Here is a 23,727-nt window from a genome sequence, read left to right on the forward strand (position 1 = left end):
TTAAGAAAATGCGCGGATGAATGAAACATGGGTTGACACCCCGATACACCGCGCTTTCCTGTTTCCCAAAGCAGAGCCATTCGGCCTCTCAGGCCTTCGGCAGCGTCACTCCCACCTGCCCCTGGTACTTGCCACCACGGTCCTTGTAGCTGACCTCGCAGACATCGTCCTTGTCGCTTTCAAAGAACAGCACCTGCGCACAGCCTTCGCCAGCGTAAATCTTCGCGGGCAACGGCGTGGTGTTGGAAAACTCCAGCGTCACATACCCTTCCCACTCGGGCTCGAAGGGTGTGACGTTGACGATGATGCCGCAGCGGGCATACGTGCTTTTGCCCAGGCAGATGGTCAGCACGTTGCGCGGGATGCGAAAGTACTCCAGCGTGCGGGCCAGCGCGAAGCTGTTGGGCGGAATGATGCAACTGTCGCCGTGGAAGTCGACAAAACTCCTTTCATCAAAGTTTTTCGGGTCGACCACCGTGCTGTGGATGTTGGTGAAGACCTTGAACTCGGGCGCGCAGCGGATGTCGTAGCCGTAGCTGCTGGTGCCGTAGCTGATGATCTTTTTGCCCTCGCTTTCGCGGATCTGACCTGGCTCGAAAGGTTCGATCATGCCGGTGCTCTCGGCCATGCGGCGTATCCATTTGTCGCTTTTGATGCTCATTGCGGTGTTTCCCTCGGTGTGGCTAGGAGTCTGGGCGGCAGAAGGCGTCGAAGCGAAAAGTGGTCCCGGCGAGGACAGTTTTTGCCGGCGCGGCCGCTTTGCAGCCGACGTACCTTCTGCCGCCCAGGCTCCTAGATTGTAGGCAAGCGAGAACAGGTACCGATCAACGGCTGACTCGCTATCGTTTTAATAGCTGCATGTGCCCGCCAGTTATGGGCCCGAGGCCGATTCGGCTTGAGAAATCACGGTGTTCTCGATCACCCGGTCGTCGCCCAGCACAATCAGCGCAAACAACAGCTCGTCCAGGCTGGCGGCCTGCGCGGTCTTGCGTGCCAGCAGCGGCGTGGCCTGCGGGTTGAGGACCACGAAATCGGCCTCGCAGCCAGGCAACAGGTTGCCGACCACACCTTCGAGGCCCAGCGCGCGCGCCGCGCCGCCGGTGTGTTGCCACCACAGGTGCTGCGGGCTCAAGGACAGGCCGGCCTTGGTCTGCCCCTCGCGGCCCACGTAATAGGCGGCCAGCATGGTGTGAAAAGGGCTGAAACTGGTGCCACCGCCGACATCGCTGGCCAGGCCGTACAGAAAACCGGTCCGGTCCGCTGCCTGGTAGTCGAAAAAACCACTGCCCAGAAACAGGTTGCTGGTCGGGCTGACGGCTGCGGCCGTGCCGGTACCGCGCATCAACGCGCGGTCCTCGTCGTCGATGTGGATGCAGTGCGCATAGACGGCGCGCGGGCGCAGCAGGCCGAACTGCTCGTACACACTGAGGTAGCTGCGCGCCTGCGGATACAGCGCACGCACCCAGGCGACCTCGTCCTTGTTCTCGGCCACATGCGACTGGATCCAGACATCGGCGTAACGCGCAGCCAGCTCGCCGGCGCCACGCAATTGCGCCTCGCTGCAGCTCGGCACAAAACGCGGCGTGATCGCGTAGCCGAGGCGGTCCAAACCGTGCCAACGCGTAATCAACGCCTCGGAGTCGAGCAGGCTTTGTTCGGTTTCGTCGCGCACGCCATCTGGCGAATGCTGGTCCTGCAGGACCTTGCCGGCAATCATGCGCAGGCTGCGGCGCTGCGCCTCGCCCAGCAGCGCGTTGACCGAGGCCGGGTGCGAGGTGGCAAAAGCCAGCGCCGTCGTCACGCCGTGGCGCAGCAGCTCGTCCACGAAGAAGGCGGCCGCTTCGCTGTTGTGCGCGGCATCCGAAAAACGGCTTTCATGCGGAAAGGTGTAATTTTCCAGCCAGGGCAGCAGGCCTTCGGCGGGCGAGCCGATCACATCGAGCTGCGGGTAATGGATGTGCATGTCTACAAAACCCGGCGCGATGATGCGGCCAGGCAGGGGGCTGATGTCCAGATCGGGAAAGCGTGGCGCCAGAGCGCTGTACTTGCCTGCAGCCTGCACCACCTGGCGTCCGGCGCTGTCCGGGCCGACCACCAACAGGCCGTCGGTCTCCAGCACAGCCTGCGCTGGCTCGGGAAAACGAAGAAGGGAGGCGCGCCAGGCTTTCATGCTTGCAAGAATACTGCAGCAGCCGGCCTAGTTCATAAGCCCGAGCCTATAGGCACTATAGGCTCAGTGTGCAGCTGTCACCCGCCGACTCGCGCCAGACACGCACGGCACTCAGGGCGGGCAGGCGCGGCTGGAGATTTTCAAGAATAAAGCGGCACAGGTTTTCCAGCGTGGGCGGGCCCAGGCCGGCAACGTCGTCGAGCAAATGATGGTCCAGTTTCCCGCGAAGCTGCTCGACCTCGCGCCGCACCCGTCCCAGGTCCATCACCATGCCCGTCTGCAGATCAGGCTGCCCGCACAGAAACACTTCCGCGTTGTAGGTGTGGCCGTGCACGCGGCGGCTGCTGTCGGCCTCCATCTCACGCTTGAGAGTGTGCGCTGCGTCAAAGAAAAATTTCTGGCTGATGGTGTAGTTCATTAGCGTATGCCGGTGATTTTGTGGGTCTGCAGGCTGAGCCGCCAAGCCGGTCGTTCCAGGCACAGCTGGATGCAGGCTTCGGTGTTGCGCTGCCGCTCGGGGTTGTCCATGGGCTGTAGGTAGCGATGGGTGAAACGTGCTGCTTCCAATTCGTCAAGCGCCAGTTGCGGCTGCGGCCACACCACCTTGAGCTCCTGACCCTCACGCTGCACCCAGGGTGCACCGGTCTTCGGACTGACGCAAAGCCAGTCGATGCCGGCCGGCGCCGCGAGGGTTCCATTGGTTTCCACCGCAATGGCAAAGTCCCGCGCATGTAAAGCGTCAATCAATGCGGCATCCACCTGAAGCAGGGGCTCACCACCGGTCATCACCACGAAGCGATGTCGGGCACCGAGGGGCCACAAGGTTTCGATCCGGCGCGCAAGTTCATCAGCCTCGGTGAACTTGCCGCCCAAGGTGCCGTCCGTGCCGACAAAGTCCGTGTCGCAGAACCGGCAGACCGCTGCCGCCCGGTCCTGTTCACGGCCCGACCACAGGTTGCAACCGGCAAAGCGGCAGAAAACCGCAGGTCGACCGGCGTTGGCCCCCTCCCCCTGCAGCGTGTAGAAAATCTCCTTGATCTGATAGCTCATGGTGTGTGGCCCGCTTATTGGGCCAGCTTGCCCTGAACGCCGTGCACCAGAAAGTTCATGCCCAGGATCTGCGCATCCGACAGCGTCTGGCCGGCGGCCAGCACTTCGCGGCCCCCGTTGTCCCGCAGCGCGGAGTGTGTCCGGAACGGATGCAGCCTACCGGCAGCGATGTCCTTCTGGCGTGCCAGTACCTCGTCGGCGACCTTCTTCGGCACTTTGGGGCCAAAGCTGTCGACGCGGACCATGCCCTGCTTCACACCGCCCCAAAGCGCCGCGCTTTTCCAACTGCCGTCCAGCACCGCCTGCGCGCGCCGGGTGTAGTAGTCGCCCCACTGATGTGTCACGGCCAGCACCTGAGCGTCGGGCGCGACCTTGCGCATGTCCGAGTGGTAGGCAATCGCGAGTTTGCCGCGCTCCTGCGCAGCAGCCATGACAGCGGTGGAGCCGGTGTGAAAAGCGATCAGCTCCACGCCCTGATTGAACAGCGTCATCGCCGCTTCGCGCTCACGCGGCGGGTCGAACCAGGCGCCCAGCCAGACCACCTTGACCTCGGCCGCCGGATTGACCGAACGCATGCCCAGGGTGAAGGCGTTGATGCCTTGGATCACCTCGGGAATGGCGAAACCCGCGACATATCCGGCGTTGGACGCCAGGCGCCCGGCGGCGATGCCAGCCAGGTAACGGCCTTCGTAATAACGCGCATTGGCGACGGCCACATTGGCGGCGGTCTTATAGCCGGTGATGGACTCGAACTTCACGTCGGGAAAGTCTTTGGCGACCTTGAGCGTGGGCTCCATGTAGCCAAAGCTCGGCGTGAAGATCAGCTGGTGGCCCTGCTGGGCCAGATCGCGGATCACCCGTTCGGCATCCGCGCCTTCAGCCACGTTCTCGACATAACTGGTTTTGACCTTGCCGCCCAGCGCGGCCTCGACGGCCTTGCGGCCCTCCTCGTGCTGGCGCACCCAACCGGCCTCGGTGATCGGTGCGACATAGACAAACCCGATCTTCAGCGGCGGTTTCGCAGGCGCCGCAGCCTGGGGGAAAACGGGTGACATAAAACAGGCAGCCGCAAGCGCAGCAGCGAGGTTTTTATACATGGTGGTCCTCTACATGGCCCCGGAAAATAAAAAACACCAGCGCGCCGGGACAGCACGCGGGTGAAGCGCTATTTTAACGGGTGAGGCAACACACAGCCAGCGAACGTGGGGACCATGGGATTTCCGGAACTAACAGCCCTCACCCCAGCCCTCTCCCAGAGGGAGAGGGAGTAAGACGAACACGGAGGCCGGTATTTTCAAGCCGGGGCCGCAGAACCGGCTTCGCCGGGCCGCAGGCGCAGCGGCCCCCTCGGGGGGCAGCGACCCACACACAGTGGGGGAGCGTGGGGGCGCTATATCTGCGGGGCTAATAAGCCACGCAGGCAATATCCCGGAGCGCGTCCTGAAAAGACTGATCCTGCACCGGCGTCCATTTGCGCGGTACCGGGTCTTCGAACACGACATCACCGTGGCCCATGCGCTCGGACAACAGCGCCACCGACAGCAGGCGCATGCGCTGGCCCTTGCAGTCGAATTCGCTGTGATGAAGCCTGGAGAAGTAGCCCCTTTCATCGGCGATTTGCACCAGTTGGTAGTCCATCAGCCACCACATCCGGACCATGCCGCTTTTGTCGCGGGGGCCCCGCAAGGTATTGCGGTCAATATAGGTTATGACCATTTCGTCGACAATCACTGGCGTCCACTGGGCCAAGGCAGTCGCACTCATGCACAGCAGGACAAGGGACAGAATCAGGCGTTTCATGCGGTTTGTGGTAAATGCGAATTATCATAATCCGATGTTGCGAGTCGTAACAGCCCCCGGATGACCGCGCGCCGCAGGGAACTTGTTCAGCGCTTCCTAAACTGCACATCAAGAACGATAATTGGCAACTTCCCCCCGCCCTCCAGGAGAGTCCGAGACAATGCAAAACAGCAGTATTTACGCGCTGACTCCTGCGGGCCATCAGGAGCTGCATGGCAACGCAACCACCCTGGCGCCCGACGAGATTGAATTGCTGGTCCGAATAGATGGCCTTTTGACGCTTGCGCAAATCGAAGCAGGTATGCCGGCGGTTTCACATGCGGCGTTCACATCGGCATGCCAACGCCTGCTGACACGGGGCATGCTCGCACCAGCAGAGACTGACCCTTTTGCCGCGCAGTTCCAGATACAGCTCAACAGGATGGCCTTGAGCCAAGCCGAAAATGAGGCCGATGCGGGGGCCGCTTCACTCAAAAAGGCCGGCTACTACGTCAGCATCGCGCGCCAGCGCGGTCCTGCACGCACGCTGGCACCAGGCGAGGTGCTCTCGGCGATTGTGGTCGACGACGAACCCATGCTCGCCAAATTTATTCAGACCTACCTGTCTTTTGAAGGCTTTAATGTCCGCTTGGCCGGCAACCGCGCGGAGGTGGTGGCCGAGTTTCGCAAGCAGCCAGTTCCCGACCTGATTTTGCTGGACGTGGTGCTGCCCGACGCCGACGGCTTTGACATCCTGCTCAGGCTGCGCCAGCACCCGGCACTGAAAAACGTACCTGTCATCATGCTGACCGGAAAAGCCACACGCGAAGCCGTGATCAAGGGCCTGGCCGGCGGCGCCGACGGCTACATCACCAAGCCTTTCGAGGCGGATGCGCTGATGGAGGCAGTCAGGACCGTGATCGGATTGCCCAAACCGCGAACCGGCTCCAGCGACCCCTGGGTTAACAAAGACGCCAAGCCCTGACGGTTTTTCAGCGGAACGACTCGAAGCAGGCGTCTAGCTGACCGATGTAGCGGCTTAGCGTCGTCTCGTCGATAAAACTCGCCTCGAAACTGTTGCGTGCCAGCGTGTAGGCGTGCCGCGCATCCATGCCGGTGGCTGCAAAAACCTGCGTGAAGTTGTCGTTCATGTAGCCGCCAAAGTAGGCCGGGTCGTCCGAATTGACGGTCGCGGCCAGCCCGGCATCCAGCAGCTGGCGCAGGTTGTGCTGCGCCAGCTCCGGAAACACACAGAGCTTGAGGTTGGACAGCGGGCACACCGTCAGCGCGATGCGTTCCTGCGCCAGCCGCTGCATCAGTGCCGGGTCTTTGATGGCCTGCACGCCGTGGTCGATGCGCTCGACCTTGAGAACGTCCAGCGCCGTCCAGATGTATGCAGGCGGGCCCTCCTCACCGGCATGCGCCACCAGGTGCAGGCCGAGTTCGCGGCAGCGTGCAAACACGCGGGCAAACTTTTCCGGCGGGTTGCCGACTTCACCGGAGTCCAGGCCGACACCGATGATTTTGTCCCGGTACGGGAGTGCCTGCTCCAGCGTTTCAAAGGCTTCTTCTTCGCTCAGATGGCGCAAAAAACACAGGATTAGCGAGGCACTGACACCCAGTTCGGCCTGCGCATCGGCGCAAGCGCGGTGCAGGCCCTTGACGACCGTCTCCATGGCCACGCCACGGGCCGTGTGGGTCTGCGGGTCGAAAAAAATTTCGGTGTGGATCACGTTATCCTGCGCGGCCCTGAGCAGGTAGGCCCGCGTCATGTCGTAAAAGTCCTGCTCGGTGACCAGCACGCTGGCACCGGCGTAATAAATGTCCAGAAAACTCTGCAGGTTGGTAAACGCATAAGCGGCGCGCAATTCGTCCACACTGGCATAAGGCAGCGCCACGCCGTTGCGTTGGGCCAGCGCAAAAATCAGCTCCGGCTCGAGCGAACCTTCAATGTGAATGTGCAACTCGGCCTTGGGCATCAGGCGCAGCAGTTCGGGCAAGCGCTCAGGTGCAAGGGGGGGGGCGAAGGTGTACATGGCTGCTTTCTTCAATGGCGTTTTCCAAGAAAAAAGGGCCGCCCAAGGGCGACCCTGTGTGGCCAGTGGCTGCTTACTTTTTCTCGCCGCCGGGTACTTTGCCTTCCACGCCCTTGACATAAGTCTTGAGCCCACCGAGAAACTTGTCGTCAGCGACCGTGTCCTTGGCAATCAGCTCTTTGCCGGTGTTGTCCATGATCGGGCCTTTCCAGATCGAGAACGAGCCGTCTTTCAGGCCCGCCCGGATCTCGTCAACCCGCTTTTTGGTGTCGTCCGGCACGTCGGCAGCAACCGACACCATGTCGATCGCGCCTTCTTTCACGCCCCACCAGGTCTGACCGGTGGTCCATTTACCGTCCAGCACCTCGCGCGTGGTTTTGATGTAATACGGCGCCCAGTTGATGATGGCCGAACCCAGGTGGGCCTTGGGGCCGTAAGCGGTCATGTCCGAGTCCCAGCCGAAGGCGCGCTTGTTCATCTTCTCGGCCGTCTGCAGCACGGCCGACGAATCGGTGTTCTGGAACAACACGTCAGCACCGCCATTGATCAGGGCAGTGGCGGCTTCGGTTTCCTTCGGTGGATTGAACCACTCGTTGACCCAGACCACCTTGGTCTTGATCTTGGGGTTGACCGACTGCGCGCCCAGCGTGAAGCTGTTGATGTTGCGCACCACCTCAGGAATCGGGATGGAGCCGACCACGCCCAGCGTACCGGTTTTGGTCATCTTGCCGGCAATCACACCGGCCATATACGCGCCTTCGTAAGTGCGGCTGTCATAGGTGCGCATGTTGTCGGCGGTTTTGTAGCCGGTGGCGTGTTCAAACTTCACGTCCTTGAAGTCGGGCGCCACTTTGAGCATGGGCTCCATATAACCAAAGGTGGTGCCAAAAATCAGCTTGTTGCCCTGGCCTGCCATGTCGCGGATCACACGTTCGGCATCGGCCGACTCGGGTACTTTCTCGACAAAGCTGGTGACCACCTTGTCGCCAAACTCTTTTTCAATCGCCTTGCGTCCATTGTCGTGCGCAAAAGTCCAGCCGCCGTCGCCGACCGGGCCGACATAGGCAAACGCAATTCTCAAAGGTTCGGGCTTGGCCGGTGCCGGGGCAGCCACGGGCGCTGGGGCAGGCGCGGGTGCGGGCGCTTCTTTTTTGCCGCAACCCATCAGTGTGGCCGAAGCAACTGCCGAAAGGGCAGCCAGCTTGAGCCAAGAACGTTTTTGCAAGTCAGTCATGTCGTCTCCTGTTGCGACGGTTAAAAATCCCGATTATGTACCGGGGTAGAAAGATTTTCCAATCGAAGTTGGCATGTTCAGCCTGATCCAGCGCGGGTTGCGCGAGATCAGCACCAGCACCACGATGGTGGCCAGGTAGGGCAACATCGTCAGGAACTGGGGCGGCACATCCACCCCCAGGCCCTGCAGATGAAACTGCAGCATGGTCACGCCACCAAACAGGTAGGCTCCAAGCAACACCCGTGCCGGGCGCCAGGTTGCAAAAGTGGTCAACGCCAGCGCGATCCAGCCCTTGCCGGCGATCATGCCTTCGACCCACAGCGGCGTGTAAACGACCGAAACATAAGCGCCGGCCAGGCCGCACAGCGCGCCGCCCGCCACCACTGCCGCCAGCCGGATACGCCGCACCGGGTAACCGAGCGCGTGCGCCGACTCCGGACTTTCACCGACCGAACGCAGCACCAGGCCGGCGCGGGTGCGGTACAAAAACCAGATCAGTCCCGCTGTCAGCGCCATGGCGATGTAGACCATCGGGTGCTGGCGGAACAGCGCCGGTCCGATAAAGGGCAGATCACTCAACCAGGGAATCACGTGCTGCGCCTGTTCAGGCAGTTTTTCCTGCACGTACTTGATGCCGGCAAAGGCTGAAAATCCCGCGCCAAACAGGCTCAGCGCCAGCCCGGTCGCGTACTGGTTGGTGTTCAGCCAGATCACCAGCACCCCGAAGATCGCGGCCAGTACCGCGCCGGCGGCCATGCCGGCGGCAAAACCCAACCAGCTATTGCCGGTGTGCACCACGGTGGCAAAACCGGCGATGGCGGCGCACAGCATCATGCCTTCGGCGCCGAGATTGACGATCCCGGCCTTTTCATTGATCAGCAGGCCCAGCGCGGCAATCGCCAGCACGGTGCCCGCGCTCAGCGTCGCGGCCAGCAGCAATGCGGTGGCGTCCATCAGCGTGCTCCCTTGCGCAAAGTGATGCGGTAGGCGATCAGCGTGTCGCAGGCCAGCAAGCTGAACAGCAGCAGGCCCTGGAACACCCCGGTCAGCGACTTGGGCAGGCCCAGCCGCGACTGCGCAAGCTCCCCGCCGATATAAAACATGCTCATCAGGATGGCCGAAAACACCATGCCCGCCGGATGCAGGCGCCCGACAAAGGCCACGATGATGGCAGCAAAACCATAACCGGCCGGCACATAGGGCGTGAGCTGGCCAATCGGCCCGGCCACCTCCAGTGCCCCGGCCAGCCCGGCAGCGCCACCCGAGCTCAAGAGCGCGACCCACAGGGCCTTGCGCGACGAAAAGCCCGCATACCGCGCGGCGCTGGGGGCCAGGCCACCGACCTGCTGGGCAAAACCGGCGTAGGTACGAAACAGGAAGATCCACAGCGCCGCCGCGCCAGCCAGGGCGATCAGCAAGCCGATGCTGACGCGCGAACCGTCCATCAGGCGCGGGATCTGCGTGACCGCCTCGAAGGTTTTGGTCTGCGGAAAGTTGTAGCCCTGCGGGTCCTTCCACGGCCCAAAGACGAGGTAGCTCAGCACCATGTCGGCCACATAGACCAGCATCAGGCTGACCAGAATTTCATTGGCATTGAAGCGGTCGCGCAGCAAGGCGGTGATACCGGCCCAGACCATGCCGCCCAGCACGCCGGCAACGATGATGGCCGGGACGATCCATGGACCCGTCGTCTTGTCGGCCAGCAGCGCGACACCGCCGGCAGCCACGGCGCCAATCACAAACTGCCCTTCGGCACCGATGTTCCAGACGTTGGAGCGAAAACACACGGCCAGCCCGAGCGCGATGATCAGCAGCGGCGTGGCCTTGACCATCAGTTCGCCCAGCGCATATGGCGACTTGATCGGCTCCCAGAAGAATATCTGCAAACCGCGCACCGGGTCCTTGCCGAGCGCCATGAACAGGACCACGCCTATCAGCACCGTGATCAGCAACGCCAGCAGCGGCGAGCCAAAACTCCAGAGCTTCGAGGGCTGCGGGCGCGCTTCAAGCTTGAGCATGGCCGACCCCGCTTTCAGTTGCCGCCAGCGGGGCGTCATGCCACAGCCCACTCATCCACTGCCCCACCAGCGCCACCGTGGCTTCGGCACGCGGCAGAGGCGGAGAGATCTGGCCCTTTGCCATCACGTAAAACCGGTCGCAAATGTCAAACAACTCTTCCAGCTCCTCGCTGACCACCAGCACGGCGCAGCCGCTGCCGGCCAGCTTCAAGATTTCGCCGCGGATTTGCGCGGCCGCGCCCACGTCCACGCCCCAGGTCGGTTGCGAGACGATCAGCAGCGCCGGGTTCGCCGCGATCTCGCGGCCGACGATGAACTTCTGCAAGTTGCCGCCCGACAAGGATTGCGCGGCCGCGCCCGGCCCGCCGGCCTTGACCTTGAAGCGCTCGATGATGGCCGCCGCCTGCGCGCGCAGCGTGCTCAGTTGCAACCAGCCGCCGCGTCCGACCGCGTTCTTGCGCGTGAGCAGCAGGTTGTGCGCCAGGCTCAGCGCCGGCACCGCGCCGCGGCCCAGCCGTTCTTCAGGCACAAAATGCAGACCCAGTGCGCGGCGCTGCGCCGGGTTGAGCCGACCCGCGCCCTGCCCCGCGAGCTGGATGGCCGCTGCTGGAGCGCGCGTGTCTTCGCCAGACAGCGCGTACAGCAGCTCTTTTTGCCCGTTGCCCGAGACGCCTGCGATACCCACCACCTCACCGGCGCGCACATGCAGCGCAATCTGCTGCAAGTCCACGCCAAACTGGTCTTCGCGGCTCAAGCTCAAATCGCGCACATCGAGCACGGTCGCGCCCAGCGCCACCTCGCGGTGCTCCAGTGCCGGCGGCTCGGCGCCAATCATCAGCCGGCTCAACGAGGCATTGGACTCCTGGCGCGGGTCGCAGACGCCAGTGACCAAGCCGGCCCGCAGCACGGTGCAAGCGGTGCACAGTTCGCGTATCTCATGCAGCTTGTGGCTGATGTACAAAATACTGCAACCGCGTGCGGCGAGCCGTCGCAAGGTGACAAACAGGTTGTCCACCGCCTGCGGCGTCAGCACCGAGGTCGGTTCGTCAAGGATCAGCAGCCGGGGGTCGGTCAGCAGCGACCGGACAATTTCCACGCGCTGGCGCTCACCGACGCCCAGCGTATGCACCGGCCGCATCGGATCGAGCTGCAGGCCATATTCCCGCGTGGTGGTCGCTATGCGCCGCGACACCTCCGCGAGGCTCAAGCTTTTGTCCAGGCCCAGCCAGACGTTTTCGGCCACGGTCAGGGTGTCAAACAGGCTGAAGTGCTGAAACACCATGGCGATGCCGAGTGCGCGCGCTTCCTGCGGGTTGCGCACCACCACGTCCCGGCCATCCATGCGCACCGTGCCGGCATCGGGTTTGACGGCGCCGTAGATGATTTTCATCAGCGTCGATTTGCCGGCACCATTTTCACCCAGCACGGCGTGGATCTCACCGGGCTGCACCGTCAGCGCGACATCGCTGTTGGCAACCACCGCCGGATAGGCTTTGGTGATGCCAGTGAGCTGAAGGCGCGGTACCGTGCCAGCAGCTATCCCGGCTGAGGGGGTGAAAGGGGTCAAAGGGGTCATTGTCTCGTGTGGAATAGTTTTTATGTGTGTTTTAGGGCTCTAGCCCTTATCTGGCAAGAATAAGTAGCTATTGTTTTTGTAGCGATGCCGCCACCGCCTTGACCCGTTCGCGCAACCATTTGGCCGATGCCGAGGCGTGCGTGCGTTCATGCCAGAGCTGGTAATACACCATTTGCGGAAAGGCGATCGGGCAGGGCAAAACCTTCACCGCCAGCGTGTCCGTGAAGCGCTCGCAATACTGCCGGCCCGTCGTCAGCACCAGCAGGCTGAAAGCCACCATGGCCGGGATCAGGCCGAAATGCGGGCAACGCGCGGTGATGTTGCGCTGCAGGCCCAAGCCGTCCAGGTACACATCAATCACCCCTTTGGCGCCGGGGTGCGTCGGTGTCGGCGCAATATGTTCGGCCGCCAGCCAGGTGGCACTGTCCCAGCCGCGGCGCATGGCCGGGTGATGACTGGCGACCAGGCAGACCACCTCGTCAGCAAACAGCCGCGCCATGTGCAGGTCGTCGGGCGGTGCCGGCCAGTTGCCCACCACCAGGTCAAACTCGCCCTGGGCCAGACGCGCACGGTAGTCGGACTCGCCGGACAGCGCATGGATGTCGATCTGGCACAGCGGCGCCTGCTGTTTGATCTGCGCCACCAGTTGCGGCAGGAACAACGGGTCCATGTAGTCGCTGCAGGCCAGGCTGAAAGTGTGGGTGGCCGTGGCGGGATCAAACCCGCGCGCATCGCTGAACATCACTTCGGCGGCACGCAAAATGCTCGCCGACGGTTCGATCATGCGCAAACCGGCGTCGGTGGGCACCATGCCGGCACCCGAACGCACCAACAGTGGGTCACCAGCCAGCTCGCGCAAGCGCTTGAGCGCCGCACTGACGGCGGGTTGGTACATTCCCAGGCGGATGGCGGCGCGCGAAACGCTGCGTTCGGTCAGCACGATGTTCAAGACCCTTATCAGATGGAGGTCTATCTTGTCGAATAAGGCCTGATCTTTCATACCTTTTTGCACATTGGCCTGATATGACGATCGGTATACCGGCTGAAGGCAAATAGTCTTACCCTAGTGCGCATGGACATTCAATCGCCTCTCAAAATCATTCAATTTATCAGGGGTGGCGAGCTGGTCTCGCTCGCCAATGTACCACCCAGCCGCACGCTGCTGGAGGTGCTGCGCGAAGACCTCGGACTCACCGGCACCAAGGAAGGTTGCGGCGAAGGGGACTGCGGTGCCTGCACCGTCGTGGTCGGCCAGGCCGAGGGCGGGCGCATGGCTTACCGGGCTGTCAATAGCTGCATCAAGTTGGCGCATTCGCTCGACGGCCAGGCGTTGTGGACGGTGGAAGACCTGGCTGCCACGGACGGCAGCCTGCACCCGGCTCAAGAGGCCATGGTTCAGTGCCACGGCTCCCAGTGCGGCTTTTGCACGCCCGGTTTTGTCATGAGTTTGTTCGGCATGTACCAAAACCATGTTTGCCAGGGCAAGGCCATCACACGCGAGCTGGCGCAGCAGGACCTGTCGGGCAACCTGTGCCGCTGCACTGGTTACCGGCCAATTCTTGACGCCGCGCAGCAGATGGCGGCACTGCCTCCCGTCAAGCTTGATGAAGCCGATTTGCTATCAAAACTGGAGCTGCTGACGCCCACCAGTCATAGGCTGGACGCCGATTTGGCTTATAAGTCCCCGCGTTCTCTGGCTGCACTGCTGGAAGCGCGCGCCGCCCACCCAGAGGCTCAGCTTGTCGCCGGCTGCACCGACGTGGGCCTGTGGGTCACCAAGATGCACCGACAGTTCGACCAGGTGCTGGACATCACCCAGGTGCAAGAGCTCAGGCATGTGGAGCACTACCCCCATCACATCGCCATAGGCGCAGCCGTCACGCTCAGCGACGCTTTTGCCGCGCTGGTGGCCGACCGGCCGCAACTGCAAACTTTTACCGCGCGTTTTGCGGGCCTGCCCGTGCGCAATGCCGGCACGCTGGGCGGCAACGTGGCCAACGGCTCGCCGATTGGCGACTCGATGCCGCTGCTGATTGCGCTCGGTGCCAGCGTGGTGCTGATGAGCCAGCGCGGCCACCGCGAGCTGCCGCTGGAAGCGCTGTACACGGGGTACCGGAAAAACGTCATGGCGCCCGATGAGGTGCTGGCGTGGGTCAAGGTGCCGAAGCCGGAGCGCCCTCACCCTCTCCCGGGGGGAGAGGGGAAAAGCCAGCGCGCTCCTGCTCCCTCGCCCCTCAGGGGAGGAGAGGAGGAGGAGGTAAACCAGAGCGCTCTTGCTCCCTCGCCCCTTCGGGGAGAGGGCTGGGGTGAGGGGCAGGAGCTGCTGCGTGTGTACAAGATTTCCAAACGCTACGACGACGACATCTCCGCCGTTTGCCTGGCCGTGAACCTGCAGATAGAGGCCGGCGCGGTGGCACGCGCCTCGATAGGTGCAGGCGGTGTCGCCGCCACGCCGGTACGCGCCCTACAAACCGAAGCCGCCCTCACCGGCCAGCCCTGGACGCTGCAAACCGTACAGCAGGCCATCAACACGCTGCGCACCGAGTTTTCACCCATCTCGGACATGCGTGCCTCCGGCGCCTACCGCAGCGAGGTGCTGGGCAATCTGCTGCAGCGTTTCTGGCTCGAAAGCCAGGGGCTGCAGCAGATCAACCTGGAATCGTTTGTACTCGAAGAGGTGACGCCGTGAACGCCCGCGAACAACCTCATAACGAAGGCCCGGTCAGCCGCGCCGACAACCCGTCCGGGCCACAGATGGCGGTGCCGCCGGTGACGCCGCCTCCTGGGCCACAGTCGCCCGCCCGCGGCGCGGCCGGACGCTCGCACAAACACGAAAGCGCACGCGCCCAGGTGGCCGGAGCCGCGACTTATGTGGACGACATTCCCGAGGTGCGCGGCACCCTGCACGCCGCGCCCATCCTGTCGACCGTCGCACACGGCCGACTGCGCGGTGTGGACGCCCGCGCCGCACTGCTCATGCCGGGCGTGCGCGATGTGATTCTGGTGCGCGACGTACCGGGCGACCCGCTGCTCGCCACCTTTGTGCATGACGAGCCGGTGTTTGCCTCGGGCACCGTCGAGCACATCGGCCAGGTCATTGGTCTGGTGGTCGCGGCTTCGGTGATGCAGGCACGGCGTGCCGCACGGCGGGTGGTGCTCGACATCGAGGAACTACCAGCCATCCTGAAGGTGCGCGATGCGCTCAAGGCCGAAAACTATGTGCTTCCGCCGGTATTCGTCAAACGTGGCGACGCCGCGCAGGCCTTGAAGTCGGCCCCGCACACGCTGAGCGGCCAACTCGAAGTTGGCGGCCAGGAGCATTTCTACCTGGAAGGCCAGGTCGCCTACGTGCTGCCGCAAGAGCAGAACCAGTGGCTGGTGTACTCCAGCACCCAGCACCCCGGTGAGGTGCAACACTGGGTCTCGCACGCGCTGGGCATCAGCAACCATGCGGTGCGTGTTGAATGCCGGCGCATGGGCGGCGGCTTTGGCGGCAAGGAGACCCAGGCCGGCCATCTGGCCGTGTGGGCGGCCATTGCCGCCAACAAACTGAAATGCCCGGTGAAGCTGCGGCTGGACCGCGACGACGACTTTCTGGTCACCGGCAAGCGCCACCCCTTTGCCTACGATTACACGGTGGGCTTCGACGACAGCGGGCGTCTGGCCGGCCTGAAGCTGATGATGGCCGCCAACTGCGGCTTCAGCGCCGACCTGAGCGGGCCGGTGGCCGACCGCGCGATTTTCCACACCGACAACGCCTACTTTCTCGAAGACGTGGAGATTGCGTCTTACCGCTGCAAGACCAACACACAAAGCCACACAGCCTTCCGAGGATTCGGCGGGCCACAAGGGGTGGTGCTGATTGAAACCATACTCGGCGACATCGCCCGGCAGTTGGGCCTGGACCCGCTCGATGTGCGCATGCGCAACCTGTACGGTGTTGAAGACCGCAACATCACCCATTACCAGATGAAGGTTGAAGACAATATCCTCCAACCTCTGCTATCAAAACTGGAGCTGACTGCGCAATACCGGCGTCGGCAAAAGGCCATTTCGGCATGGAACGCGCGCAGCCCGGTGATCAAGCGCGGCATGGCCATCACGCCGGTCAAGTTTGGCATCTCGTTCACCGCCACGCTGTTCAACCAGGCCGGCGCGCTGGTGCATGTGTACACCGACGGCAGCGTGCAGGTGAACCACGGCGGCACCGAAATGGGTCAGGGCCTGAACACCAAGGTGGCGCAAATCGTCGCCGATGAACTGGGCGTGGCCTTTGAAGACGTGCTGGCGACGGCCAGCGACACCAGCAAAATCCCGAATGCCTCAGCCACTGCCGCTTCTGCCGGCACCGACCTGAACGCCCGGGCCGCGCAGTACGCCGCGCGCAATGTGCGTGACAACCTGGCGCAGTTTGTGGCCGGCCTGGACAACTGCGGCGCCGGCGCCGTGCGCTTTGCGAGTGGCACCATCAGTTCGCCCCAAGCCAGCCGGCCCTTTCCCGAAGTGGTGCGCCTGGCCTATGCCAACCGCATCCAGCTCTGGAGCGACGGCTTCTACCGCACGCCAAAAATCCACTATGACAAAACCACCCTGACTGGGCGGCCGTTCTATTACTTCGCCTACGGCGCCGCGTGCACGGAAGTCGCCATCGACACGCTGACCGGCGAAAGCCGCGTGCTCAAGGTGGACATCCTGCACGACGTGGGTACAAGCATCAACCCGGCCATCGACATCGGCCAGATCGAGGGTGGTTTTGTGCAGGGCATGGGTTGGCTGACCACCGAGCAGTTGGTGTGGAATGACAAGGGCTACCTCAGCACCCACGCGCCCAGCACCTACAAAATCCCCGCGACCGGCGACATTCCGGAACACTTCAAAGTCGATTTCTGGCCGGAGCCGAATCGTGAAGACAATGTTTTCGGCAGCAAGGCGGTCGGCGAGCCGCCCTTTATGCTGGCGATCAGTGTGCTGGAAGCGCTCAGGGAGGCTGTGTCTGCGGCGCGCGCCGGAGCTGTTCGGCTGGATGCGCCGGCGACTGCCGAGAACGTACTGAGGGCACTTAAAGCCTGAGGCGTTCATGGCATCAGCCCATCCGAATTCTCACCGTTTCCGCCCCGTCAGCAATCGAATAGCATGACGGCTATGACCATGACCTCCGAAGCTATCGAACACACCGCCGCACTGACGCTGGCGCATTATGAGCGTCACGCAGACGAGTTCTGGCAAGGCACGCGCGATCATGACGTCAGTCAAAACATCGCCGCGCTGCTGCACTACATTGAGGCACCCCCGCCGTTTGAGCTGCTCGACTTCGGGTGCGGTCCAGGACGCGATCTCAAGACCTTCCAGGAGCTCGGCCACCACCCCACCGGTCTTGAGGGAGCAGCGCGGCTTGCCACGATGGCGCGCGCCTACAGCGGCTGCGACGTGCTGCAGCAGAATTTTCTCGAACTCAATTTGCCTGCCGCGCACTTCGACGGCGTGTTCGCCAACGCCGTGCTGTTCCATATCCCCAGCCAGGCCTTGCCACAGCTACTCAATGAGCTGTATGCGACCCTGAAACCAGGCGGCGTACTCTTCAGCTCCAACCCGCGCGGCGATGGGCGGGAGGGGTGGAGCGGCGAGCGCTACGGCGTCTTTCATGACTTGGAGGCGTGGCGCACCTATTTGTCAGCAGCGGGCTTCGTCGAACTGACGCACTACTACCGCCCCGCCGGCCTGCCGCTCAACCAGCAGCCCTGGCTGGCCAGCGTGTGGCGCAAGCCGGGGGCCTGAGAATGCCGGGCTGCATGGGCAAGTACGCAACAAAATAATCCCGAGCTGTCTTCATCAACCTCGGCAGCGACCACCCAGCCGCGTCGAGGCATTTGCCTACCTACACAAGCACGAAGCCGTGGCCTTGAACGCCAAGGTCACGCTAAACAACCTGCGTCTTTTTGGCCTCTTACCCGCTTGGTCAACATGGTTGACTCAATTACTCAAGCATGGTCCGATGTATTGTTGACTAAAATAGTCAACAATACAGGTTCAATTTGAGAGGTAAATGGTTATGGCAATCACCTTGACGGAAAAAGCAGCGAAAAAAATTCAATCGCAGCTGGCGAAAAACGGCAGCGGGATTGGGTTGCGCCTGGGCATAAAAAAGGTCGGCTGTAACGGTTTTGCCTACACTTTTGACTACGCCGCCGAAGCGCTGGCTGGCGACCAGGTGTTCGAGTCGCACAACACGATGCTGGTGGTTGATGCTGTCAGCCTGCCATTTATCGATGGTTCACACCTTGATTTCGTCAAGGAGGGTTTCAATGAAAGCTTCAAGTTTGACAACCCCAACGCCCAAGGTGAATGCGGTTGTGGTGAAAGCTTCAATCTAAAAAAATAAGCAACGCCAAACCGTAAATCGTCACTGGGGACGCGCATGAGCGTGGCCCGGAAAACAACCAGAGGTAAGTTCAATGAGTGCAGTACTGCAAAACTTGGTCAACCAGCCCTACAGGCACGGCTTCGTCACCGACATCGAATCGGAGGTCGCGCCCAAGGGTCTCAATGAAGACATCATTCGCATGATTTCGAGCAAGAAAAAAGAGCCCGGGTGGCTGCTCGACTTTCGCCTCAAATCCTACCAGGCATGGCTCAAGATGACCGAGCCCGAGTGGCAAAACTGTCATCACCCGAAGATCGATTATCAGGCGATCAGCTACTACGCCGCACCCAAGATCAAAGCCAAGTTAAACAGTATCGATGAGGTCGATCCCGAGTTGCTGCGTACCTTCGAGAAGCTGGGTGTGCCGCTGCATGAGCGCATGGCGCTGGCGGGCGTTGCGGTCGATGTGATTTTTGACAGTGTCTCGGTCGCCACCACCTACAAACACAAGCTGGCCGAAGTCGGCGTCATTTTCTGCTCCATGTCGGAAGCGGTGCTGGAGCATCCCGAGCTGGTGCAGAAGTATCTTGGCACCGTGGTTCCCACTGGCGACAACTTTTACGCGGCGCTCAATTCGGCGGTATTTACCGACGGCTCGTTCTGTTTTATTCCCAAGGGTGTCAAGTGCCCGATGGATTTGTCGACCTACTTCCGTATCAATACCGAGGAGTCGGGGCAATTCGAACGCACGCTGATCATCGCCGAGGAGGGGGCGTCCGTGTCTTATCTGGAAGGTTGTACCGCGCCGGCGTTCAGCACCAATCAGTTGCATGCGGCGGTGGTCGAACTGGTCGCGCTTGACAATGCCGACATCAAATATTCAACGGTACAGAACTGGTATGCGGGTGATGAAAACGGTGTCGGCGGCATTTACAACTTTGTCACCAAGCGGGGGCTGGCCAAAGGTGTCAACGCGCGTATTTCGTGGACCCAGGTCGAGACCGGTGCAGCGATCACCTGGAAGTATCCCTCGGTGGTCTTGCTGGGTGACAACTCGGTTGGTGAGTTCTATTCGGTCGCGGTCACCAACAACTACCAGCAAGCCGACACCGGCACCAAGATGATCCACATTGGAAAAAATACGCGCAGCACGATTGTCAGCAAAGGCATTTCCGCCGGCAAGTCGAACAACAGCTACCGGGGGCTGGTCAAAATTGCAGCCAGTGCCACCGCTGCGCGCAATTACTCACAGTGCGACTCGATGCTGATTGGCGAAGAGTGCGGCGCCAATACCTTCCCTTATATCCAGGTCCTCAACAACAGCGCCCAGGTTGAGCACGAGGCGTCAACCTCGAAGATCGGTGAAGACCAGATGTTTTACTTTGCCCAGCGCGGCGTCGATGCCGAGGCAGCGGTGTCGATGATCATCAACGGCTTCTGCAAAGACGTATTTCAACAATTACCTCTGGAGTTTGCAGTCGAGGCGACCAATCTCCTGAGCTTCAAACTGGAAGGAAGTGTCGGATGATTTACCCGAACAGCAAAGTATTACTCGAAGTGCGTGGACTGTGCGCGAGCGTCAATGGCGTCGAAATTCTGAAGGACCTTGACTTCACGGTCAGGAGCGGTGAAGTTCACGCCATCATGGGCCAAAACGGTTCGGGCAAGAGCACCTTCGCCAAGGTACTCGCGGGCCACCCTGCCTATGAAGTGACCAGTGGCAGCGTGCTGTTCGAAGGCCAGAACCTGTTGGCGCTGAAACCCGAAGAACGTGCGCGAGCCGGCTTTTTTCTGGCCTTTCAGTATCCAATCGAGGTGCCCGGCGTCGGTAACGGCCAGTTCCTGCGCCTCACCTACAACACGCTTCAAAAACAGCGTGGCAAGGAAGAACTCGACCCGCTTGAGTTTGACGACTTCGTGCGCGAAAAGATGAAGCTGCTGGAAATGAATCCCGATTTTCTGGACCGCAGCGTCAATGAAGGTTTCTCCGGTGGCGAGAAGAAGCGCAACGAAATACTGCAGATGGCACTGCTCGAGCCCCGTCTGGCCATCCTTGATGAGACCGATTCCGGCCTTGACATCGACGCGCTGAGGGTCGTCGCCCACGGTGTGAATCAGCTCACCACCCAAGACAATGCGATGGTGATGGTGACGCATTATCAGCGTCTGTTGAACTATATCGTGCCCGATTACGTGCACGTGATGGATGGCGGCCGCATCATCAAGACCGGCGGCAAGGCGCTGGCACTGGAGCTTGAGACGCGCGGCTACGAGTGGGTCAGCGCCGAGTACCAGTCCGCGGCGAGTGTGCCCGCATGATTGATGCCACCGCACCGACGCCGGCGCCGGCGTCGTCACTTATCGGGCCTTATCTCGAAAGCCTGTTGGCAGGACAGCCGCAACTGGAGGCAAGCCCCTTGGCGTGGCTCAAGGCGCTGCGCGCGGAGGCGGTTGAGCGCGTGGGCGTGTTGAAACTTCCCACCACGCGAGACGAGGAGTGGCGTTTTACCGATATTTCCCTTCTCAGCAAAATGTCGTTTGCGTCAGCGCTCAGTGCCACTTGTCTGGAAGCGGCAGATGCCGCCCCCTTTTATATCGAAGAAGCAAGCACCCGACTGGTGTTTGTGGATGGTATCTATGCGCCGGAGTTGTCCAGTCCCAATGCAGGTAGTGCTAGCCACAGCGGCGTGGTGGTGTCCAACCTGACGGCCGCGATGACTGCGCACGCAGCGGCGATAGAGCCTCATCTGGGCCGCCACACAGCATTCAAAAACGACGTATTCGCCGCGCAAAATACCGCATTTCTGCACGATGCCGCCGTGGTCATCGTGCCGCGTGACGTAGCGGTGGCAGCGCCAGTCCATTTGCTGTTTATTGCGACCCAAAAAGATGTTGTGAGTACCCCGCGCTGTCTGGTGCTTGCCGAGGCTGGCAGCGCCGTGACCGTGATCGAAGATTACGTCGTGTTGTACCAACTGGGCTGGCAGGAAGAAGCCCATTTCACCAACGCCGTTACCGAGGTCGTGCTGGCAGACAATGCGCATGTGACGCACATCCGGGTTCAGCGCGAAGGCAGTAAAGCGTTTCATATTGCCAACTGCGCGGTGTCGCTTGGGCGCGCCAGCAACTACCAGTCGGTCAGTGTCGCGCTGGGTGCGCGCATTTCTCGCTACAACCTGAACGTGCTGCAAACAGCCGAGGGCGCCACCTGTGCGCTTGACGGCCTGGCGCTGATCTCTGGCAGGCAGTTGGCCGACACCCATAGCTGTATGGACCATGCTCATGCCAACGGCAGCAGCCGCCAACTGCACAAATGCATCGTCGGCGGCAACGCACATGCCGTCTTCAACGGCAAGGTCATGGTGCGCGAAGGCGCGCAGCGTACCGACGCCCAGCAGACCAACCGCAACCTGCTCTTGACCGCCAAGGCGCACATCGATACCAAGCCGCAACTGGAGATTTTTGCCTCCGACGTCAAGTGCACGCACGGCGCAACCGTTGGCCAGCTCGACAGCGAAGAGGTGTTTTATCTGCAAAGCCGCGGGCTGACCGAGGCGGCGGCCCGAAACCTGCTGACCTATGCGTTCGGTGCCGAGATCATCGACCGCATTCCGATCGCATCGCTCAAGCGGCAACTCGAGCAGACGGTGCTCGAACAAACAACAAGTCTGCCATGAACGCCCTGCAAGCGGTACGCAAAGCACCAGCGGCGCCAGGCCTGGACGTCGAGCGGATTCGCGCCGATTTTCCGATCCTTAAATTGCAGGTCAACGGCAAGCCGCTGGTCTACCTCGACAATGCGGCGTCGAGCCAGATGCCGCAGCAGGTCATTGATCGGCTGGTGCGGTATCAGGCCACGCAGCACGCCAATATCAATCGTGCGGTGCATAGCCTGTCGGAGATCGCGACCAACGAGTATGAGCAGGCGCGGCGCAAGCTGCAGCATTTCATCCATGCGCGGGAAGAGCGCGAAGTGATCTTCACCAGCGGTACCACCGATGCCATCAATCTGGTGATGCACGGCTACGGCCGCAAGTTCATCGGGCCTGGCGACGAAATTATCCTGACCACGATGGAGCACCATTCCAACATCGTGCCGTGGCAGATGCTGGCCGAGGAAAAGGGCGCAACGATTCGTGTGGTGCCGATCAACGACGCTGGTGAGCTGGTGATTGAGGACTACGAGAAGTTGTTCAACAAGCGCACCAAGTTCGTCGGCGTGATGCAGGTCTCGAACGCGCTGGGCACGATCAACCCGATCAAGCAGATGATCGCCTTTGCCCATGCGCGCGGCGTGCCGGTGCTGGTCGATGGCGCGCAGGCCGTGCCGCACATGCAGGTCGATGTGCAGGATCTCGACTGCGACTTTTACGCATTTTCGGGTCACAAGCTGTGTGGCCCGACCGGCATCGGAATCCTCTACGGCAAGGCGGCGCTGCTGGAGCGGATGCAGCCCTTCAAGGGCGGTGGCGACATGATCATGTCGGTGACGTTCGAGAAAACCACCTACAACACGATCCCGCATAAATTCGAGGCCGGAACACCCCCTATTGCGGCGGCCATCGGACTGGCCGCCGCAGTGGATTATTTGTCGGCCATCGGCATGGACGCCATTGCTGACCACGAACTCGACCTGCTCAATTACGCGACCGAACAGATGAACCGGATGCCGGGCGTGCGCATTATCGGCACCGCCCGCGACAAGGCCTCGGTCATATCGTTCGCAGTTGACGGCGTGCATCCGCACGACATCGGCACCCTGCTCAATCAGGAGGGCGTCGCAGTGCGCACCGGACATCATTGCGCGCAGCCGGTGATGCAGCGCTTCAAGGTGCCTGCCACCTCGCGCGCCTCGTTTGCGTTTTACAACACCTTTGCCGAAGTCGACGCCCTGATCGCCGGCATTCGCAGTGTGCAGAAAGTGTTTTCATAATGGCCGACCCCAGAGCTTTGTATCAAGAGGTCATCCTCGACCACAACAAGAAGCCGCGCAATTACGGCACGCTCGCGCACGCCAGTCACCAGGCGGCGGGCCACAACCCGCTGTGCGGCGACCAGATCGACGTGGCACTCCATCTCAGTGACAAATGCATCGACTGCATCGCGTTTCAAGGTGCATCGTGCGCGATCTGCAAGGCGTCGGCGTCGATGATGACGGTGGCTGTCAAGGGCAAGACCCGGGCCGAGGCAGAAACACTGATTCACGAATTTACCGCTATGTCGACCGGCAAACTTGATCTGAGCGGCGATCATCACATCGGGCGGCTGGTGGTGTTTGCCGGCATAGCCGACTTGCCGGTGCGCGTCAAATGCGCGATTTTGCCGTGGCACACGCTGCACGCCGCATTAAACGCCGTTGAGAGCACATCGACCGAGGCGGAACTTGATCCGATGCACGTGACGATCGGTAATGCATGAAGATGAAAATAATTTCCCCTCATGGCGTACACAGCGCTTCACGCCGGACGCCTGGCTAATTCACCCGTAAAGACGGCAACTAAAC

At 61.6% G+C, this 23,727-nt stretch carries 22 protein-coding genes; 10 read left to right on the top strand and 12 right to left on the bottom strand.

What is annotated here, in order from left to right; all coding sequences use genetic code 11:
• Positions 1-88: 88 nt before the first annotated feature.
• From dcd to Q8O29_RS01360, 6 genes are all read right to left on the bottom strand, one after another.
• On the bottom strand, positions 89-661 hold the full coding sequence (gene dcd, locus Q8O29_RS01335) for a dCTP deaminase (protein WP_305560250.1): 573 nt from the start codon (positions 659-661) through the stop codon (positions 89-91).
• Between the two features lie 210 nt (positions 662-871).
• The gene (gene guaD / locus Q8O29_RS01340) at positions 872-2,170 is read right to left on the bottom strand and encodes a guanine deaminase (RefSeq protein ID WP_305560251.1); all 1,299 of its coding nucleotides are present in this window, start codon (positions 2,168-2,170) and stop codon (positions 872-874) included.
• A gap of 55 nt (positions 2,171-2,225) precedes the next feature.
• The gene (locus tag Q8O29_RS01345; protein ID WP_305560252.1) at positions 2,226-2,588 is read right to left on the bottom strand and encodes a 6-carboxytetrahydropterin synthase; all 363 of its coding nucleotides are present in this window, start codon (positions 2,586-2,588) and stop codon (positions 2,226-2,228) included.
• Positions 2,588-3,220, bottom strand: coding sequence for a 7-carboxy-7-deazaguanine synthase (gene queE / locus Q8O29_RS01350; RefSeq protein ID WP_305560253.1), 633 nt, complete (start codon positions 3,218-3,220; stop codon positions 2,588-2,590). The genes Q8O29_RS01345 and queE overlap by 1 nt, the downstream gene beginning before the upstream one ends.
• Positions 3,221-3,234: 14 nt before the next feature.
• Positions 3,235-4,317: a BMP family ABC transporter substrate-binding protein gene (locus Q8O29_RS01355; protein WP_305560254.1), complete on the bottom strand. Its 1,083-nt coding sequence runs from the start codon at positions 4,315-4,317 to the stop codon at positions 3,235-3,237.
• A 307-nt stretch (positions 4,318-4,624) separates the two neighbouring features.
• A complete protein-coding gene (locus Q8O29_RS01360) occupies positions 4,625-5,020 on the bottom strand; it encodes a surface-adhesin E family protein (RefSeq protein ID WP_305560255.1) in 396 nt (131 codons plus the stop codon).
• A gap of 160 nt (positions 5,021-5,180) precedes the next feature.
• Between Q8O29_RS01360 and Q8O29_RS01365 the strand changes: the two genes are divergently transcribed.
• Entirely contained in the window at positions 5,181-5,984 is an 804-nt protein-coding gene (locus Q8O29_RS01365) for a response regulator transcription factor (protein ID WP_305560256.1), read from the top strand.
• Between the two features lie 7 nt (positions 5,985-5,991).
• Here the strand turns inward: Q8O29_RS01365 and Q8O29_RS01370 are convergent, their stop codons facing one another.
• The 6 genes from Q8O29_RS01370 to Q8O29_RS01395 all read right to left on the bottom strand — a co-directional run bounded on the left by Q8O29_RS01370 (position 5,992) and on the right by Q8O29_RS01395 (position 12,863).
• Complete coding sequence (locus tag Q8O29_RS01370) at positions 5,992-7,035, bottom strand: adenosine deaminase (protein WP_305560257.1); 1,044 nt, start codon at positions 7,033-7,035, stop codon at positions 5,992-5,994.
• Positions 7,036-7,108: 73 nt separating this feature from the next.
• Positions 7,109-8,269, bottom strand: coding sequence for a BMP family ABC transporter substrate-binding protein (locus Q8O29_RS01375; RefSeq protein ID WP_305560258.1), 1,161 nt, complete (start codon positions 8,267-8,269; stop codon positions 7,109-7,111).
• A gap of 33 nt (positions 8,270-8,302) precedes the next feature.
• Entirely contained in the window at positions 8,303-9,223 is a 921-nt protein-coding gene (locus tag Q8O29_RS01380) for an ABC transporter permease (protein ID WP_305560259.1), read from the bottom strand.
• Positions 9,223-10,287: an ABC transporter permease gene (locus Q8O29_RS01385; RefSeq protein ID WP_305560260.1), complete on the bottom strand. Its 1,065-nt coding sequence runs from the start codon at positions 10,285-10,287 to the stop codon at positions 9,223-9,225. The genes Q8O29_RS01380 and Q8O29_RS01385 overlap by 1 nt, the downstream gene beginning before the upstream one ends.
• On the bottom strand, positions 10,274-11,863 hold the full coding sequence (locus Q8O29_RS01390) for an ABC transporter ATP-binding protein (RefSeq protein ID WP_305560261.1): 1,590 nt from the start codon (positions 11,861-11,863) through the stop codon (positions 10,274-10,276). Before Q8O29_RS01390 ends, Q8O29_RS01385 begins: the two co-directional genes overlap by 14 nt.
• 67 nt (positions 11,864-11,930) lie before the next feature.
• On the bottom strand, positions 11,931-12,863 hold the full coding sequence (locus Q8O29_RS01395; RefSeq protein ID WP_305560262.1) for a LysR family transcriptional regulator: 933 nt from the start codon (positions 12,861-12,863) through the stop codon (positions 11,931-11,933).
• 72 nt (positions 12,864-12,935) lie between these two features.
• Here Q8O29_RS01395 and Q8O29_RS01400 point away from each other — a divergent pair, with 72 nt between their 5' ends.
• The 9 genes from Q8O29_RS01400 (at position 12,936) to sufU (ending at position 23,642) form a co-directional block, all read left to right on the top strand.
• Entirely contained in the window at positions 12,936-14,552 is a 1,617-nt protein-coding gene (locus tag Q8O29_RS01400; RefSeq protein WP_305560263.1) for a xanthine dehydrogenase small subunit, read from the top strand.
• A gap of 65 nt (positions 14,553-14,617) precedes the next feature.
• A complete protein-coding gene (xdhB, locus tag Q8O29_RS01405) occupies positions 14,618-16,933 on the top strand; it encodes a xanthine dehydrogenase molybdopterin binding subunit (protein ID WP_305560318.1) in 2,316 nt (771 codons plus the stop codon).
• A 72-nt stretch (positions 16,934-17,005) separates the two neighbouring features.
• The gene (locus tag Q8O29_RS01410; RefSeq protein ID WP_305560264.1) at positions 17,006-17,638 is read left to right on the top strand and encodes a bifunctional 2-polyprenyl-6-hydroxyphenol methylase/3-demethylubiquinol 3-O-methyltransferase UbiG; all 633 of its coding nucleotides are present in this window, start codon (positions 17,006-17,008) and stop codon (positions 17,636-17,638) included.
• A gap of 274 nt (positions 17,639-17,912) precedes the next feature.
• Positions 17,913-18,242, top strand: coding sequence for an iron-sulfur cluster assembly accessory protein (locus Q8O29_RS01415; RefSeq protein WP_305560265.1), 330 nt, complete (start codon positions 17,913-17,915; stop codon positions 18,240-18,242).
• A 73-nt stretch (positions 18,243-18,315) separates the two neighbouring features.
• Positions 18,316-19,752 (top strand): Fe-S cluster assembly protein SufB, encoded by a 1,437-nt coding sequence (gene sufB, locus Q8O29_RS01420; RefSeq protein ID WP_305560266.1) that lies wholly within the window; start codon positions 18,316-18,318, stop codon positions 19,750-19,752.
• On the top strand, positions 19,749-20,543 hold the full coding sequence (gene sufC, locus Q8O29_RS01425; RefSeq protein ID WP_305560267.1) for a Fe-S cluster assembly ATPase SufC: 795 nt from the start codon (positions 19,749-19,751) through the stop codon (positions 20,541-20,543). The genes sufB and sufC overlap by 4 nt, the downstream gene beginning before the upstream one ends.
• On the top strand, positions 20,540-21,901 hold the full coding sequence (gene sufD, locus Q8O29_RS01430) for a Fe-S cluster assembly protein SufD (RefSeq protein ID WP_305560268.1): 1,362 nt from the start codon (positions 20,540-20,542) through the stop codon (positions 21,899-21,901). The genes sufC and sufD overlap by 4 nt, the downstream gene beginning before the upstream one ends.
• Positions 21,898-23,157 (top strand): cysteine desulfurase, encoded by a 1,260-nt coding sequence (locus Q8O29_RS01435; protein ID WP_305560269.1) that lies wholly within the window; start codon positions 21,898-21,900, stop codon positions 23,155-23,157. The genes sufD and Q8O29_RS01435 overlap by 4 nt, the downstream gene beginning before the upstream one ends.
• Entirely contained in the window at positions 23,157-23,642 is a 486-nt protein-coding gene (gene sufU / locus Q8O29_RS01440; protein ID WP_305560270.1) for a Fe-S cluster assembly sulfur transfer protein SufU, read from the top strand. Before Q8O29_RS01435 ends, sufU begins: the two co-directional genes overlap by 1 nt.
• The last annotated feature ends 85 nt before the right edge of the window (positions 23,643-23,727 follow it).

Origin of the sequence: Polaromonas sp., from assembly GCF_030689685.1 — a bacterium.
Taxonomy (GTDB): Bacteria; Pseudomonadota; Gammaproteobacteria; order Burkholderiales; family Burkholderiaceae_C; genus Polaromonas.